General features: G+C 72.2%; 11 protein-coding genes. 3 read left to right on the top strand and 8 right to left on the bottom strand.

Annotated elements, in window-relative coordinates:
• The first annotated feature begins 265 nt into the window (after window positions 1-265).
• Window positions 266-1939: a hypothetical protein gene (locus ABZS51_RS01345; RefSeq protein ID WP_355434617.1), complete on the top strand. Its 1674-nt coding sequence runs from the start codon at window positions 266-268 to the stop codon at window positions 1937-1939.
• A gap of 17 nt (window positions 1940-1956) precedes the next feature.
• Here the strand turns inward: ABZS51_RS01345 and ABZS51_RS01340 are convergent, their stop codons facing one another.
• The 6 genes from ABZS51_RS01340 to ABZS51_RS01315 all read right to left on the bottom strand — a co-directional run bounded on the left by ABZS51_RS01340 (window position 1957) and on the right by ABZS51_RS01315 (window position 9447).
• Window positions 1957-2970 (bottom strand): NAD(P)-dependent alcohol dehydrogenase, encoded by a 1014-nt coding sequence (locus tag ABZS51_RS01340; RefSeq protein WP_355434614.1) that lies wholly within the window; start codon window positions 2968-2970, stop codon window positions 1957-1959.
• A gap of 133 nt (window positions 2971-3103) precedes the next feature.
• Window positions 3104-4276 (bottom strand): FAD-dependent monooxygenase, encoded by a 1173-nt coding sequence (locus ABZS51_RS01335; RefSeq protein ID WP_355434611.1) that lies wholly within the window; start codon window positions 4274-4276, stop codon window positions 3104-3106.
• A 62-nt stretch (window positions 4277-4338) separates the two neighbouring features.
• Window positions 4339-7431, bottom strand: coding sequence for a BTAD domain-containing putative transcriptional regulator (locus ABZS51_RS01330; RefSeq protein WP_355434608.1), 3093 nt, complete (start codon window positions 7429-7431; stop codon window positions 4339-4341).
• A gap of 69 nt (window positions 7432-7500) precedes the next feature.
• Window positions 7501-8436, bottom strand: coding sequence for an alpha/beta hydrolase (locus ABZS51_RS01325; RefSeq protein ID WP_355434606.1), 936 nt, complete (start codon window positions 8434-8436; stop codon window positions 7501-7503).
• Between the two features lie 61 nt (window positions 8437-8497).
• The gene (locus tag ABZS51_RS01320) at window positions 8498-8986 is read right to left on the bottom strand and encodes a sigma-70 family RNA polymerase sigma factor (RefSeq protein WP_355434603.1); all 489 of its coding nucleotides are present in this window, start codon (window positions 8984-8986) and stop codon (window positions 8498-8500) included.
• A complete protein-coding gene (locus ABZS51_RS01315; protein WP_355434601.1) occupies window positions 8983-9447 on the bottom strand; it encodes a hypothetical protein in 465 nt (154 codons plus the stop codon). Before ABZS51_RS01315 ends, ABZS51_RS01320 begins: the two co-directional genes overlap by 4 nt.
• A gap of 72 nt (window positions 9448-9519) precedes the next feature.
• Here ABZS51_RS01315 and ABZS51_RS01310 point away from each other — a divergent pair, with 72 nt between their 5' ends.
• Window positions 9520-9993, top strand: coding sequence for a hypothetical protein (locus tag ABZS51_RS01310; RefSeq protein WP_355434598.1), 474 nt, complete (start codon window positions 9520-9522; stop codon window positions 9991-9993).
• Here the strand turns inward: ABZS51_RS01310 and ABZS51_RS01305 are convergent.
• Together ABZS51_RS01305 and ABZS51_RS01300 are read right to left on the bottom strand one after the other, a co-directional pair.
• Window positions 9981-11837, bottom strand: a complete 1857-nt coding sequence (locus ABZS51_RS01305; protein ID WP_355434595.1) for an asparagine synthase-related protein — start codon at window positions 11835-11837, stop codon at window positions 9981-9983. The two genes, ABZS51_RS01310 and ABZS51_RS01305, sit on opposite strands and share 13 nt — an antisense overlap.
• A gap of 265 nt (window positions 11838-12102) precedes the next feature.
• Window positions 12103-12771, bottom strand: coding sequence for a macro domain-containing protein (locus tag ABZS51_RS01300; protein ID WP_355434592.1), 669 nt, complete (start codon window positions 12769-12771; stop codon window positions 12103-12105).
• A 173-nt stretch (window positions 12772-12944) separates the two neighbouring features.
• Between ABZS51_RS01300 and ABZS51_RS01295 the strand changes: the two genes are divergently transcribed.
• Complete coding sequence (locus ABZS51_RS01295; RefSeq protein ID WP_355434588.1) at window positions 12945-14570, top strand: ADP-ribosyltransferase domain-containing protein; 1626 nt, start codon at window positions 12945-12947, stop codon at window positions 14568-14570.
• The last annotated feature ends 9 nt before the right edge of the window (window positions 14571-14579 follow it).

The following is a 14579-nucleotide window of genomic DNA, read 5'->3' as shown; positions in this document are numbered from 1 at the left end:
ACGACTCGAAGGGGCGCCCTACATAGGGCGCCCCTTCGAACGCCAGCACACCGTCTGCACTGAAACACCCCATATCACCATAAGTGCTGACATTTACGAATATGGGCCCAGAGAAGTATTGCTCAGTCGCGCTCGGTGCGAAACATGACCTGTCGCGAAGTCTGCCATGCTTGTTCATGGCGCGAGTGAAGCGTTGAGTATAAATAAATTGGATGTTCTACTCGATCGGGGATGTGTGCGTATTACAAGCAGATGAGGGGTTCTTGTGACCGCAGGCCGATACCGCTCCATCTTTCATACGCGCCTCACCGCGGCCGACGCCTTCTCGGCGGCCCAGGGAGCGCTGCGCGGCTGGCTGAGGTCGAAGCAGCTCGATGTGGACGCCTTCGACCAGGGAAACGCCAGGCTCGGACCAGGGACGTTCCTGCTGCACAACTCACGCAACACCCCGGACGGCACGCAGACCAAGCGCTGGCAGCTCCGCGAGACGGGCGGCTCGGGCGCCTGGGTGAGCGCGCTGACCGTACACGCTCCCGGCCGGGCGCCCGAAGCGGCGCGTACCTGGTTCTGGCTGGACGTCGAGTTCATGCCCGCCGCACTCGACGAAGCCGAATCCGGGCGCGGGCCGAAGGCCGCGGTCCCCAGGCTGATAGGCGAATTACTCGATCAGGTCCCGGCGAACGACTCACTGGCCACGCTCGCGAGAATTCCGCGACTCATCCGACCGGGCGACGTCGACGAGCTCATCGACGTGTTGTGCGACCCGGACAGACGCCTGCCGACAATCGTGGCCACCGCCCATTCGAAGATACCTTTCGAGGAATGGCGGCGGACCGTCGAGACCGTGACGAAGAACACCGCAGGGCTGGCCGGGCTCTATCTCCTTGATCCGTACGCCACCGAGCATTTCAACAAGGAGATCGGATCGTCCCATGGCGTATGGGGCGGAAGCATCCGAACATTTCTTCCGGAGGTGGATCCGGCCAGCGCCGAAGACGCGGTACGTCACCGTGTTCTCTCAGCGGCGCGGATCGAGCTGGACGTACGGCGCGCAGTGGGGTTGCTGTCCGGGCTTCCGCGGACCCTGAGCGCGGAGTCACGCCTGCCGGCGGCGCTCGCCGGCATCACTCGGACCCTCCTCCTGGAGGACACGCCCAAGCAGGCGCAGGGGCGCACCTCCGCGCCTGCCGAGATGAAGGAACTGCGTACCGAGAACGATCAGCTCCGGCATAACCTCCAGGCGGCGTTCGAGCTGATCGCCGAAGCCGCGCGCAACGAGGACCGGATAGCCGACCTCAATGAGCAGCTGCAGGCGCTGTCCGCCGAGTTCGACACAGTCAACCAGAAGGCGGTGCTGCTGGAGGACCAGGTCCGGGGGCTGCAACGACGCCTCGTCCACATCGGCCATGAAAAGGATGCCTACGAGCCGCCAGAGCAGCGGACGATCCTGCCCGGCTCCTTCGCCGAGCTTCTGGACCGCATGGAGGAACTGTCCAGGATCGTGTTCACCGGCGATATAGGCATGCCCCTGGGCCTCGACGAGATGCCGAACGCCTCCTCCTGGGCCCAGACGACGTGGCAGGCGTTGCTGGCGCTGAACTCCTACGCGGACGCCCGCGCCGCGGACAGGTTCGCCGGGAGCTTCCTGCAATGGTGCAAGGAGCCTCCTGTCGGTGAGTACGTCATCGCCCCGGGCAAGGTGGCCGCCGACGAGTCCGACGCGGTCAAGAACGACCTGAAGATGCGGCGTCAGCACACCTTCCCTGTGCCGCTGAAGGTGGACGCGAAAGGCGGGGTGTTCATGGGTGCGCACATCCGCATCGGCGGCGGAGCCGGGATGCGCGCACCGAGAATGCACTATCACGATGGGGTGAAAGCGGCAGGGCTGATCTGTGTGGGCTATATCGGGCCCCATCTGAAGGTGAAAAGCACCAATTGACGCGTCGAGCCTGGCTCTCAGCCGTGGCTGATGACGACCTTGCCGAAGCCGCCGCCCGCCTCGCAGTAGCGGTACGCCTCGTGGACGTCCTCGAACGGGAAGACCCGGTCGATCACGGGACGCAGCCGGTGCGTGGCGACCGCGCGACCGACCTGGAGGAAGTGGGCCCGGCTGCCCGTCGCCACCCCGCGCAGCACCGCGCCCGCCCCGAACAGCAGCGCCGGGTGGACCGGCCTGGCGCCCTCGGCGCCGGACAGCCGGTAGCCGACGATCGCCACCTCGCCGCCGAACGCCACCGACTTCAACGACTGCTCCAGCGGCCCCGCCGGGTCCACGACGCGGTCGGCGCCCAGGCCGTCGGTGAGCGCGCGGACCTCCTCCGACCACGAGGGGTTCGCCCGGTAGTCGATCACCTCGTCGGCGCCGAGCTTCCGCAGCCGCTCCGCCTTGTCCGGGCCGGACGTCGTCACGATCACCCGGGCGCCGGCCAGCTTGGCGAACATCAGCGTGAACAGCGACACCCCGCCCGAGCCGAGCGTCAGCACGGTCTGGCCCGGCCGCGGGGCGCCGCCGGAGGTCAGCGCGTTCCACGCGGTCACGGCCGCCAGCGGCAGCGCCGCCGCCTCCTCGTACGACAGGTGCTCGGGGACGGGCACCACGCCGTCCTCGCCCAGCACGGCGTACTCGGTCAGCACTCCGTCGGTCATGGTGCCGAGCTGGGCGGCGTTCTCCATCTGGAACGGCCCGTCCAGCCAGCGCGGGAACACGGTGGCCGCCACCCGGTCGCCCGGCCTGACGCGGGTCACGTCCTCGCCGACGGCCACGACGTCGCCCACGCCCTCGCAGCCGGGCACGACGCCGGGGGTGATCGGCAGCGGGTAGTCGTTCGCCAGCACCAACAGGTCGCGGAAGCCCAGCCCGTTCGCGCGGATCCTGACCACGACCTGCCCGCGTCCCGGCGTGGGCTCGTCCCGCTCCTCGACGGTCAGCCCGGCGAGACCGCGTCCCGGCCGCAGGTGATAGCTCCTCATGGCACGTCCTTCCGCAAGCTTCGGCTACGTGGTGATCGTCCGGGCGAGCCATGACATCGGGCAATTCCCCACAGGGAATGGCGGGAGCCCAAAAGATCGGAAAAGTCACCATTCACCGCCCTCGCAGCGCCGGTCACCCGGTCACGTCGCTGAGCAGCGACGAGTAGTCCTTCAGGGTGATGTTCCCGGCGAAGTCGTCCGTCATCTTCATCATGAGCTTGAGCATGAAGCCCACCTTGAACGTCCAGTTGCGCATCCGGATGCGGGCGTTCGACGGGGGCGCCAGCCACGGACCGGCGTTGCCCTTCTCGGAGACCTTGGCGTACTCGCGGAAGCCCTCCTCGTAGCGCCGGAACGCCACCCGGTGGTCGCCGCCGGCCACCGCCAGCTCGCCCGCCAGCACGTACGCCCCCACCAGCGCCAGTCCGGACCCGAACCCGCCCAGCGTGTTGGCGTAGGCCGCGTCGCCCAGCAACGCCACCCGCCCCTGGGAGTACCGGTCGATCTTCACCCGGCTGATCGAGTCGAGGTAGAAGTCGCGGGTGCGGCGCACCGCGTCCAGGACCTCGGGCGTCCGCCAGCCCATCCCGGCGTAGGCGTCGAGGACGATCCGCTTCATCGCCTCGGTGTCGTAGCGGTCGTAGTCGAGGCGCGGGGAGGAGAAGACGAAGAAGGCCGACGCCTTGGGGCCGCCGGCGGCGACCATCCTGCCCGGCTCGTTGTAGATCTGCGCCTCCGCGCCGAACCGCTCGGGCACCTCCGCCAGGGCGTAGTAGTGGCCGAGGAACTCGACGTAGTCCGACTCGGGGCCGAAGACCAGGCGCCGGACGTTCGAGTGGATGCCGTCGGCCCCGATCACCAGGTCGAACGTGCGCGGAGCCGAGCGCTCGAACGTGACGTGCACCCCGCCGGGGGTCTCGGTGAGCGAGGTGATCGAGTCGCCGAAGACGTACGCGCAGCCGGCCTCGACGCTCGTGTCGTAGACCAGGCGAGCCAGGTCGCCGCGGGCGATCTCCAGCTCGCCGCCGCTGAACTCGCCGGGCAGCACCCCGAGCGCCCGGCCGCGCGTGTCGACGAACGTCTGGTCGGTGCCGCCGGTCTGCAGGCGGCGCACGTCGTCCAGGATGCCCATGCGGCGCAGGACCGTCAGGTGGACGTCGCCCTTGAAGTCGACGGCCTGGCCGCCGGGGCGCAGGACGGGGGCCTTCTCGACGATCGTGACGCGGAAGCCGTAGCGGGCGAGCCAGTGGCCGAGGGCGGGGCCGCCGATGCTGGCACCGGAGATGAGGACGTTCGTGTTCTGCATGTCCACGACTCTCGCGGAGCGTGCTGACACCCCGGGGACAACCGGCTGACAGTACGACCCCCTCAGCCCACGAGGGCTGACAGCGCCTCCTCGCCGCTCAGCGCGGCACCCTTGGCGAAGTGCGCGGCGAACGCGTCCGCGCCCAGCCGTTCGGTCGCCCCCGCGGCGACCCTGGCGACGTCCCGATCGCCCGTGACGGTCGTTCCGCGCAGCGCCGCACCCACTCCCAGCAGGTACGCCGCCCGCTCGGCCGCACCTTCGAGCAGCGCCAGCCCGGCGTTGCCCTCGGCGATCTCGGCCGCGTCCGCCGGCACCACCGTGCGCGCCAGCTCCAGCGCCTCGCCGTGCCTGCGTCTGGCCGCGGCGCGGTCTTCCTCGACCTCGGCCAGCCGGCCGAGCGCGGTGCACGCGAACGGCCTGAGGCCCTCGGTCACGTACGAACCGGGAACGGCGGCCTCCAGCACGGCGGTGTAGCGGGCCCGCGCCTCGTCGTGCTCACCCGAGAACCGGGCCAGGTCGCCCCACGCCAGGTCCAGCGCCGGCACCGCGCGCGACGTGCCCGTCCGGCGGGCCAGCTCGGTGGCGCGTTCGAGGTCGGCGCGGGCCCCGTCCAGGTCGCCCTCCCGCGTCAGCCCCGCCGACCTGCGGCAGAGCACGTCCACCAGCTCCTCCGCCGCGCCGAGCTGCTCGTGCAGGTCGACGGCCTGACCCCAGAGCCGCCTGGCGCCCGCCCAGTCGCCACGCCGGCTCACGATCAGCGCCAGCCATTCGAGGGCCTGCGCCATCCCCCAGCGCTCACCGGCGGCGCGGAAGCGGGCCAGCGTCTCCTCCAGCAGGTGCTCGCTCTCGGCCACCCGGCCGCCGAGCAGGAGGATCAGCGCCTCTCCCAGCATGGACACGGCCTGGCTCCACGGGTCGGAGCCGAGCAGCCGTCCGCGCCGCCGGGTGGTCTCCGTCTCGGCCGGGCCCGCCGTCATGCCCCAGAGCGCGGCCAGGAACGGGTGGCGCAGCTCGCCGTCCACCGTCGTCATGATGTCCGTGGCCCGCGCCCACTGCTCGGGGGACACGTCCGGCACGGCCTGCAGCACGCACAGGACGTACTCCTCCTCCAGCCCCGCGACGGGCTCGCCGCCGATCCGGCCGAGCAGCCGCGCCGCGGACGAGGTGATCTGCCCGCGCCGCCCGCTCAGCCACGAGTACGCCGCCAGGGCCGCGACCAGCCGCGACGCCGTCTCCGGATCGTCCTCGACGGTGTGCCGGAGCGCGGTCCGCAGGTTGTCGTACTCCGCGGAGAGCCTGGCCAGCCAGTCGAGCTGCTCGGCCCGCCGCAGCCACGGGTCGGCCTCCCGGGCCAGGGCGAGGAACCAGGCGGCGTGCGCGTCACGGGTCCGCCGCTGCTCTCCCGCCTCGGCCAGCCGCTCGGCGCAGAACAGGCGGATGGTGTCGAACATCCGGTACCGTCCGCCATCGGCCTCGACGAGCGACTTGTCGACCAGGTCGGCCAGCACGTCGCCGTCACCGCAGACGGACTCGGCCGCCTCCAGCGACGCGCCCCCCGCGAACACCGAGAACCGCCTCGCCACCTCCTGCTCCTCCGGGGTGAGCAGGCTCCAGCTCCACTCGACCACGGCGTGCAGGGTGCGGTGCCTGGCCGCCGCGGTCCGGTCGCCGCGGGAGAGCAGCGTGAAGCGGCCGTGCTTGTTCAGCCGGGCGGCGATCTCCGCCGGGGTGAACGTGCGCAGCCGCGCCGCCGCCAGCTCGATGGCCAGCGGCAGGCCGTCCAGGGTGGCGCAGATCTCGGCGCAGGCGGCGGCGACGTCGGGGCCGGCCGCGAACCCGGGGCGGACGGCGGCGGCCCGCTCGGCGAACAGCCGTACGGCCGGGTAGGCGAGGGCGTCGGCGGGATCGGTGCCCGGCGGCGGCACGGCGAGCGGCGCGAGGGGGACCAGCATCTCGCCGGTGAGGCCGAGCGGCTCCCGGCTGGTCGCCATGACCGCGACGCCGGGGCAGGCGTCCAGCAGCCGCCGGACCAGCTCGGCAGCGGCGGCCACCACATGCTCGCAGTTGTCGAGCACGAGCAGCAGCGACTGGTCGGCGAGGGCGGCGACGAGGCGGTCCGCCGGGTCCGGACGGTCCAGTGCGGGCGCCTGCAGCCCGGCCTCGCGCAGCCCGAGCGCGCCCAGCACGGCCGGGGCCACCTGCAGCCCGTCGTCGACCGACGACAGATCGGCGAATACCGCCTCCCGGCCCGGAGCGGCCCGGTGGACGGCCTCGACGGCGAGCCGCGTCTTACCCGTCCCGCCGGGGCCGACGACGGTGACCAGCCGGGCGTCGCCGAGCGCGGCGATCCTGGCCAGCTCCTCCTCCCGGCCGATGAGCCGGTTGAGCGGGGCGGGCACTCGCAGCCGGGGAGCCTGCTCCTTCCGCCCCTCGGCGCGCAGGATCGCCAGGTGCAGCGCCGCCAGCTCCGGCGCCGGGTCGGTCCCCAGCTCGTCGGCCAGCAGCCGGCGTACCTCGTCGTAGACCGCCAGCGCGGCGGCCTGCTGCCCGGACGCGTGCAGCGCCCGCATGAGCTGGCCGCGCAGCCGCTCGCGCAGCGGGTGGGCCGCCACCAGCTCGCGCAGCTCGGCGACCGAGGTCCCGCCGGGCAGGGCCAGCTCGGCCTCCGCCAGGTCCTCCCTGGCCGCCAGCCGCGCCTCCTCCAGCCGCGCCGCCTGCGGCGGGGCGAACGGCGCGTCGGCCACGTCGGCCAGCGCGGGCCCGCGCCACAGGGCCAGCGCCTCCTTCAGCACCCGGGCGGCCGGCTCGTGCTGCCCCGCGGCCAGCAGCCTCCGCCCGTCCCGAGCCAGCCGCTCGAATCGGTGCGCGTCGACGTCCTCCGGCTCCACCGCCAGCCGGTACCCGGCGCCGTGGAACTCCACCAGCCCGGCCGGCAGGTTCCGGCGCAGCCGGGAGACGTGGGCCTGGATGGCGTTGGCCGCCCCGGCGGGCGGGTCGTCGCCGTACTGGCCGTCGATGAGCCGCTCCACGCCGACCAGCCGCCCGGCGTCGAGCAGCAGCAACGCGAGCAGCGCCCGAGGGCGCGGCCCACCCACGGCGACCGCCTCACCGGTGGCCGTCCGCACCTCAAGCGACCCGAGGATTCCGAACTGCACGGCACCGATTCTGTCCCATCCGCCCGGTGTGTCCCGACGGAGGACCGCGTCGCGGCCCCGCGAACGCCCTCACATGGAGGTCAGGAAGTCCGCCAGGAGCCGGTTGACCTGCCGGGGGCAGTCGGTGGTGAGGGCGTGTCCGCAACCGTCCAGCTCGTGCACCCGGGCGCCGGGCATGAGCCGGCGGAACTCGCGCGCCTGTCCGACGGGGTTGACCGTGTCCTGCCGGCCCCAGACCACCAGGGCGGGCGTGGTCGTGCGGGGCATGGCGGCGATGGTCTCGCGCCAGTCGAGGCCGCGTTCGAGCAGGTACTGGCTCTCCAGGTTGTCGTCCAGGGTGCCGGGCGCCCAGAAGGCGTCCACGTCCTCCTCCGTCACCTGGTCCTGGTGGACGTGGATGCGCTTGAGCGCTTCCAGCGAGCTCGACCTGTCCGCGTAGAACCAGTTGTTCCACAGCTCTCCGATGACGGGATATTTCATGATCTCGTAGACCCAGGTGTCGCGGGTGGCCGCGCCTGAGGGCGCCAGCAGGAGCAGGCCGGCCACGCGCCCGGGATGCCGCTGCGCGTAGGCCAGCGCCCACCCGCCGCTCCACGACAGACCGCCGAGCGCCGGGCGCTCGATGCCCGCCGCGTCGAGGAAGGCGCCGATCGCCTCGGTCATCCCGTCCAGGTCCCAGGTGAAGCCGCGGTCCTTCAGGGTGGTGAAGCCCTGACCCGGCAGGTCCACCACGTAGACGGTGTGCTCGCGGGCCAGCTCGGGCAGTTGCCGGCGCCAGCCGTACACCCAGGAGGCTCCGGGGGACAGCAGCACCACCGGCGATCCGGTGCCCTGCTTGACGTAGTGGAACCGGGCCAGCGGCGTCTCCAGGAACTGCGCGTGCTCGGGGTAGGCGGGCCGGTATCCGCTCTGCCGCGCCGGGCGGTAGCCGTAGGCGCCGTACAGGGCCGCGCAGACGAGCAGCGTGAGAGTCGTGGCCAGGACCACGAGGGTGCGGGTTCGCATCGGTGCCCTCCAATCGGTGGATGTCCGATCGGAAGAGGGCGGCGGACCCGCCGAGGTTCCCTCACGACTGCCAGGCCCTGCGGAAGCTCAGCCGGGCCCGCGCCAGCCGGGACTTGACCGTGCCCACCGGCACCTCCAGCAGCCTGGCCGCGGTGGCCTCGTCGAGCCCTTCGACATCGCGGAGCACCAGCACGGCGCGGTGCTCGGGCGTGAGCCGTTCCAGGACGTCGCGGATGTCCACCGCATGCTCCACGTCCTGGCGCGACGGCAGGTCGCCCGGCTCCGCGGGGCCGATCCGGTTGTCGCGCCTGGCGATCCTGACGGCCTCTCTCACGGCTATCGCCCGCGCCCAGCCGTACAGCGCGTCGGGCTCGCGCAGCGCGCGCAGGTTGCGGAAGACGGCGATCAACGCCTCCTGCACCGCGTCCTGCCCGCTGTCCAGCGCGATCGGGCCGCAGATCCGGCCGAGGTACGGCGTCAGCTCGCTGAGCAGGTCGTTCATCGCCATCGCGTCTCCGCGCTGAGCGGCCAGGACGAGCGCCGCGGTCATCGGGCACGCTCGGCGATCCGCGCGGCGAGCCGGGCGAGCGCCTTCTCCCCGGCCGTCCTGACGCCCAGGGGCACCAGCGCGGCACGTCCCGGCACGCGGACGCCGCCGGTCTGCGCCACCAGCGTGCCTTCCGGAACGGCGGTCGCGGCGAGGCCGACGAGCAGGAACCTGCTCTGCATCCAGCACCAGCCGGGCCGCAGGTCCACGTCGAAGCGGGCACGCATGCCGTACCTGCTGCGGGCCTCGGCCACCAGCCGCCCGCCTCCGTCGTCCGCGACGATCCGCAGCCGCCGCATGTCGGGCTCGAAGGTGCCGAACTCCCGTTCCAGGTCGCTCACCACCTCCCAGACCAGCTCGAAGGGGGCGGGGAGCATCCGCTCGGCGACACGCGCGCCGGGGACGCCGGCGGCGAGCACGCGCAGCCGGCGCACCGGGTCCAGATCGGCAACAGGCCAGTTCATGTCCTTCCAGAGGCGGCGCGGGTGCAGAAGGTTCCATGGAACCATCGGGAAGTTCGCCGCCTCCTGGAGGGCATGAACATCTCACGTCCCGGCGCGTTCGCGGCCGCCGTCCTGCTTCTCGACGCACTGGTCCACCTGTTCTGGCTGATCCGGCCCGTCGCCGACCCCCGCGCGCTGTCGCTGGCCGTCCTCGACGTCGAGGTTCCCTTCACCGCCAGGGTGCTGCTGCCGCTCGTCCTCCTGCTGAGCTTGGCGGCCCTGTCGGTGGCGGCGGCGTCCGGCGGCCGGGGCGGGTGGGTGGCCAGGGCGGTGACGCTGGCCGTGGGCGCCGGTGTGCTGGTGCGCGGGGAGCTCGGGCTGGCATGGGCCTTCGGCCTCGGCACGGACACCGCGAGCGCGTTCTACCGGCTGAACCTGTTCCTCTACACCCCTGTCTGCCTGGCCACGGCGCTCGCGGTCGGCGTCGTCCTGGTGCGGGCACGTCCGGGCCTGGTGGGGGCACGTCCGGGCCTGGTGCGGGCACGTCCCGGCCGTCACGACCGGTGACGCTCGGGCGGGGAGCCCGGGACGGGAACGTGCACAGGGGGAAGATCGGGAGGGGCGGGCGTGGAGAAGGCGTCCGTCAGCATCACCGAGACCGTGTACAGATGCCACAGGACGTCCATCCGGGACTCCGGCAGCCGCGCCACGGCGTCCTCGTCGACGACGCTCGCGAGCCCGTCGCCCTTCAGCGCTCCACGCGCGTCGAGGATGCCCGCGGACATCAGGTCGACCAGCTCCTGAGAGGGCTTCGTCCGCCAGTTCCAGGGCTTGCCGGCCGGGGCAGGACCGCCGGCCGGCAAGCCCTGGGCTCTCGGCGGCCGGAGCCGGTCCATCAGGCTGCGGCGCGGCGCCTCCTCGGTCGTGAACCGCCACGGCCTGCCCTCCACGGGGACGTCCCGTAACCGGGGCGCGAAGGCGCCGATCACCCCGTGGATGAGCGCCTCGGAACGCCGCCACAGCGGATCCATGCTCAGCGCGGTCCGTACGACCAGGTTGTCGAGGAACGGCGGGACGGGGTTCTGGCCGCGCAGCAACGACGCGCGGGACGCGGCGTGCCACCGGCCCACGCGGTACGTCAGGTACAGCCGGTCCAGCACGCTCGCGCCGTCCTCCCGGCAGCGGTCCAGCCACGGGGACGCCAGGGCGCGGCCGTGCTCCCTGGCCTCCCCGGTCAGCAGGTCGGCGTTCCTGCCGAAGAGGCCGTCCACCCTGCGCCTGACGGCCTTGGCGTCCAGGTCGGCCTGGTTCTGCAGGAAGCCGCCCCGCAGGATCTCCCCGCCGTGGCCGGACATCCGGGGCGTGGGGTCGAACCGTGTGCCGCCGGGGATGTTCTCGTACGCCGAGATCATGCCCTCACAGGCGAACAGCGCGTTGTGCGTGCGAACGCGGGGATGCGGGACGATCAGCTCCGTGCCGCCCTCGGACCGTTTCGGCCGGGTGACGCGGTGCTGGACGCCGAGCACCTCCGCGACGTGCCCGGCGATCACCACATCGGGGTTGTCGTCGTGCCCCGAGGTCGACGTCACGAACGGGATGTCCGCCTTGTGCAGCAGCGCGGCGAGGAGACGGCTGTCGCGGCCTCCGGTGAGCGACAGACGTACCGGCTCGGTGGTGCTCCGCAGCGGCCGCACGGCGGCGAGCAGCGCGTCGGCGAGCTCGTCGACCTGGGCGCGCGTCGCCCGCCTGGAGGCGGGGGCCGGGCGTGCCTCGGGGAGCGGGGCCTCGGTGACGGCACGGCGACCGGCGGTGATCCTGATCTCGGCGGCGGGCGGCAGCGCGCCGACCCCGTGGAACGGCGTCTCGTCGGACAGGAAGTACCCGGCGCGGACCATCGACTCCATCGCCGGCAGATCCCAGACGATCTCCGGCCGGCGCGACGCCGTCTCGGCCGCCCTGGCCACCAGGTGGACGAGCAGCGCCCGGCTGCCGACGACATGGACGTCCGAGGTCTCGGCGTAGAAGACGGGGCACGCCCGGGTGAGTCCCGTGGCCGCGCCCACCTCTCCCTCGCCGGCCCGGAAGACCGAGAAGACGCCGCCGGTACGGACCGCCGCCTCCCCCAGCCGGGGAGCGGCCAGCAACCGCTCCACCTCGGCGGGCTCGGCCAGATGCCCGGTGAGGCCCATCAGCCGGCCGCCCGAGCACACGAGCGGCAGCCCGTGCCCCTCCGGCTCGTTGGACCAGGACAGCAACGCCGTGTCACCGGCGGCCGACCGCCATCCGGCCGACCTGACGGTCTCGGCCGGCACCGGGAAGGCACGCGTGATCGCCTCCCGCGCCGCTTCGAGAGCCACGGACGGCACCGGGACGCCCGCGCGCTTGGCCGCGAGCACTAGATGGACGCGCAACCCGGCCTCCCCGCCCGATCCGGCTGCCCGGTGGCCGCTCCGGCAGGAGGCGGAGCCGTTCGACGGGCACGGAATGGCGGAGCCGTTCGACGGGCACGGAATGGCGGGGCGGGAGGTTCGGGCGGGGCGGTCATGCGGTGGGTGTCCCTTCGACGGCGTACACCCTTACTCCGCCGAAGCCCGCTTTCGGATTCACGGACGGGGCCGTGCCGAGGGGGCCGCGCCTCAGGACGGCCGGGCGGCCGGACCGCCCGGTCTTACAGCGTCAGCCGCGGGATCGGGGCGGCTCGATCCGCACCCGCTCCTCCTCGGGGCGGCTCTCGATGTCGTCGAGCTGCTCGCGGATCGTCTTCCGCAGGTCGTCGAAGTCCTGGAAGGAATAGTCGTTGAACAGGGTGTAGCCCGTCCACATCAGGTTGGCGCACACCCTCGCCGGTACCCGGCCCGTCGCCGCGCCCATGCCGACCAGCGCCACCGACGCGATGCTGCCCGGCTCCTTCTCGTTCTGCATGTGGATGGCCTGGAACGCGGCGGCACACGCCAGAGCCACGTTCAGCGTCTCACTCACGTCCTGCGACGACTGCTCCATGGTCGGCGTCGAGATCAGGAACTTGGGGTTGACCGCCCCCGACGGCACGCAGACGGCGCTTCCGACCGGCAGGGACTCCCCGAACCGGTCGCGGATCGCCCGCTGGACGCGCAGCTGGATCCCCGCCCCGAGGTATTTCTTGATGACCGCGTCGACCCCGCCGTCCATCCGCCCGCGGGAGTTCGTCGGGCTGACCCAGGCGTCGACGTGCTGGTCGAGGATCGATCCCTGAAGGATCTTGATTTCAGGGGTGTCGGCGAAGGCCGAGCGCCACGTCTCCACCACCTCCGCGTTGACGTCCGCCAGCACTACTTCGAGCGGCGGCTTCATGGGCTGGACGGTCATGGCTCACTCCGGTCGCGGGGGAAGGATGTCTGCGGCACCTGCGAAGATATCGCCCCTCGGAGGCGAACGGGATCTTGACGGACGATCTCGCATACGGGATCTTCACCCGGCACAATTCCCCCACCTCGACCATCCGTGCCGCCGCAGGCACGCCCGCCCAGCCAGGAGTCCCCATGCGCGACACCGACGCCTCCGCCCAGCCGACCCCGCCCGGCCCGGATGACCCGCTGGCCCTCGCCGAGCTGTTCAAGGGCGGCGGCGAGCCGTGGCTGCCGCTCCTGAAGCCGGTCATCGAGGCGCTGCCGGCCGCGGCCACGTTCATCGGCCCGGGCCGCAGCCCGAACGTCGTACCCGTCCGCGAGCTGACCTTCCAGGCGCTCAAGCCCAACCCGCCGCACAAGTGGAAGGTCGTCGTCTTCGGCCAGAACCCGTACCCGCGGGCGGAGAGCGCCACCGGCATCGCCATGTTCGACAACACCTTCCACGACTGGGCCGACAGCCAGTTCGGCAAGGTCATCACCATCCGCTGCATCATCAAGGCGGCGGCGATGTGGAAGCACGGCATCCCCAAGAAGACCCCGATCGCCGACATCCGTGCCCTGCTGAAGAAGCACGACACCGTGCAGCCCCCCGAGTGGTTCCAGGCGATGCTCACGCAGGGCGTGCTGCTGCTGAACGCCGCGCTCACCGCCAGCGGCGACGGGGCGATGGGCACCGACCAGCACACCGCGTTCTGGCGGCCAGTCGTCGAGAAGCTGGTCGAGGAGATCCTCAAGGCCAAGCAGAACGCCGACGAGGAGGACAGGGGCGTGGTGTTCGCGTGGTGGGGAGTCCATGCCCGCAGCCTGAAGGCGGTCGTCCTCCGGCTCCAGCAGAAGTACCCCGAGGTGGACGTCCGGCACATCGACCACCCCAACCCCGCGGCACAGGGCGACATCTTCTGCGACGGGGACCACTTCGCCGCGGTGAACACGGCGCTCAGGGAGCTCGGGACCGGCGAGATCGACTGGCTGCCGAGCAAGGGCTGGAACACGCTCACGGCGCGGCCCGGCGGGGCGGACGCGGACACGGCCGACCGGATGGGGGCGTTCATCGCCTCCACGATGGAGCTGCACAAGCTCTACCTGGAACGGCTCGCCGGGGTCAAGGACGAGGGGCTGGTCCTGCCCGCGATCACCGGCGTGTTCGACACCCCGCTCATGGACTTCCGCGAGGCCATCACCCCGGCGGCCGAGCTGCTGCCGGGCCTCGACTGGCACGTGGAGCAGTCGCACCGGTTCGGCGAGAAGCAGGCGGGGGAAGCGGAGGCCGGCCTGTCCGCCGACGAGGTCGCGGCCCTGTACCTCTACACCTGCGAGTCGGCGTTCTACCGGCAGATCAACGCGACCCTGCGCAACCCCGACCGCACCCAGGTCGTCCCCTATCTCCCGTATCTACGGCTGCTGTTCTCGGCCGTGTCGCGTCTGCCCGCCCGCAAGGAGCCGCTGTGGCGCGGGGTGTCGCTCGACCTGCGGGCGCAGTACCCGCTCGGCCGGACCGTGACGTGGTGGGGCGTGTCCTCGTGCACGTCGAAACTGAGCGTGGCACAGGCGTTCCTCGGCCGCCGTGGCAAGCGGACGCTGTTCGAGGTGCTTCCGGCGCGGGCCGTGGGCATCCGCAGCTTCTCCGCCTTCACCGGCGAGGAGGAGTTCATCCTCGCCCCCGGCACGCAGCTCAAGGTGACCGAGGTGAAGGCCGAGCGCGGCGGCCTCTACACGGTGAAGCTGGCCGAGCTGGCCGAGCAGGGCCTGGTGGCGTGACGGCCAGGG

The sequence above is a fragment of the Nonomuraea sp. NPDC005501 genome (assembly GCF_040605905.1).
Classification (GTDB): domain Bacteria; phylum Actinomycetota; class Actinomycetes; order Streptosporangiales; family Streptosporangiaceae; genus Nonomuraea.
Note: the sequence above shows the minus strand (reverse complement) of the source record. Positions and strands in the feature narration are given on the sequence as shown.

Excerpts from the sequence above, each read along its gene's own strand:
- ABZS51_RS01340 (WP_355434614.1), bottom strand. The coding sequence starts at position 2,970 with ATGAGGAGCTATCACCTGCGGCCGGGACGCGGTCTCGCCGGGCTGACC.
- ABZS51_RS01335 (WP_355434611.1), bottom strand. The coding sequence starts at position 4,276 with ATGCAGAACACGAACGTCCTCATCTCCGGTGCCAGCATCGGCGGCCCC.
- ABZS51_RS01325 (WP_355434606.1), bottom strand. The coding sequence starts at position 8,436 with ATGCGAACCCGCACCCTCGTGGTCCTGGCCACGACTCTCACGCTGCTC.
- ABZS51_RS01320 (WP_355434603.1), bottom strand. The coding sequence starts at position 8,986 with ATGACCGCGGCGCTCGTCCTGGCCGCTCAGCGCGGAGACGCGATGGCG.
- ABZS51_RS01315 (WP_355434601.1), bottom strand. The coding sequence starts at position 9,447 with ATGAACTGGCCTGTTGCCGATCTGGACCCGGTGCGCCGGCTGCGCGTG.
- ABZS51_RS01310 (WP_355434598.1), top strand. The coding sequence starts at position 9,520 with ATGAACATCTCACGTCCCGGCGCGTTCGCGGCCGCCGTCCTGCTTCTC.
- ABZS51_RS01300 (WP_355434592.1), bottom strand. The coding sequence starts at position 12,771 with ATGACCGTCCAGCCCATGAAGCCGCCGCTCGAAGTAGTGCTGGCGGAC.
- ABZS51_RS01295 (WP_355434588.1), top strand. The coding sequence starts at position 12,945 with ATGCGCGACACCGACGCCTCCGCCCAGCCGACCCCGCCCGGCCCGGAT.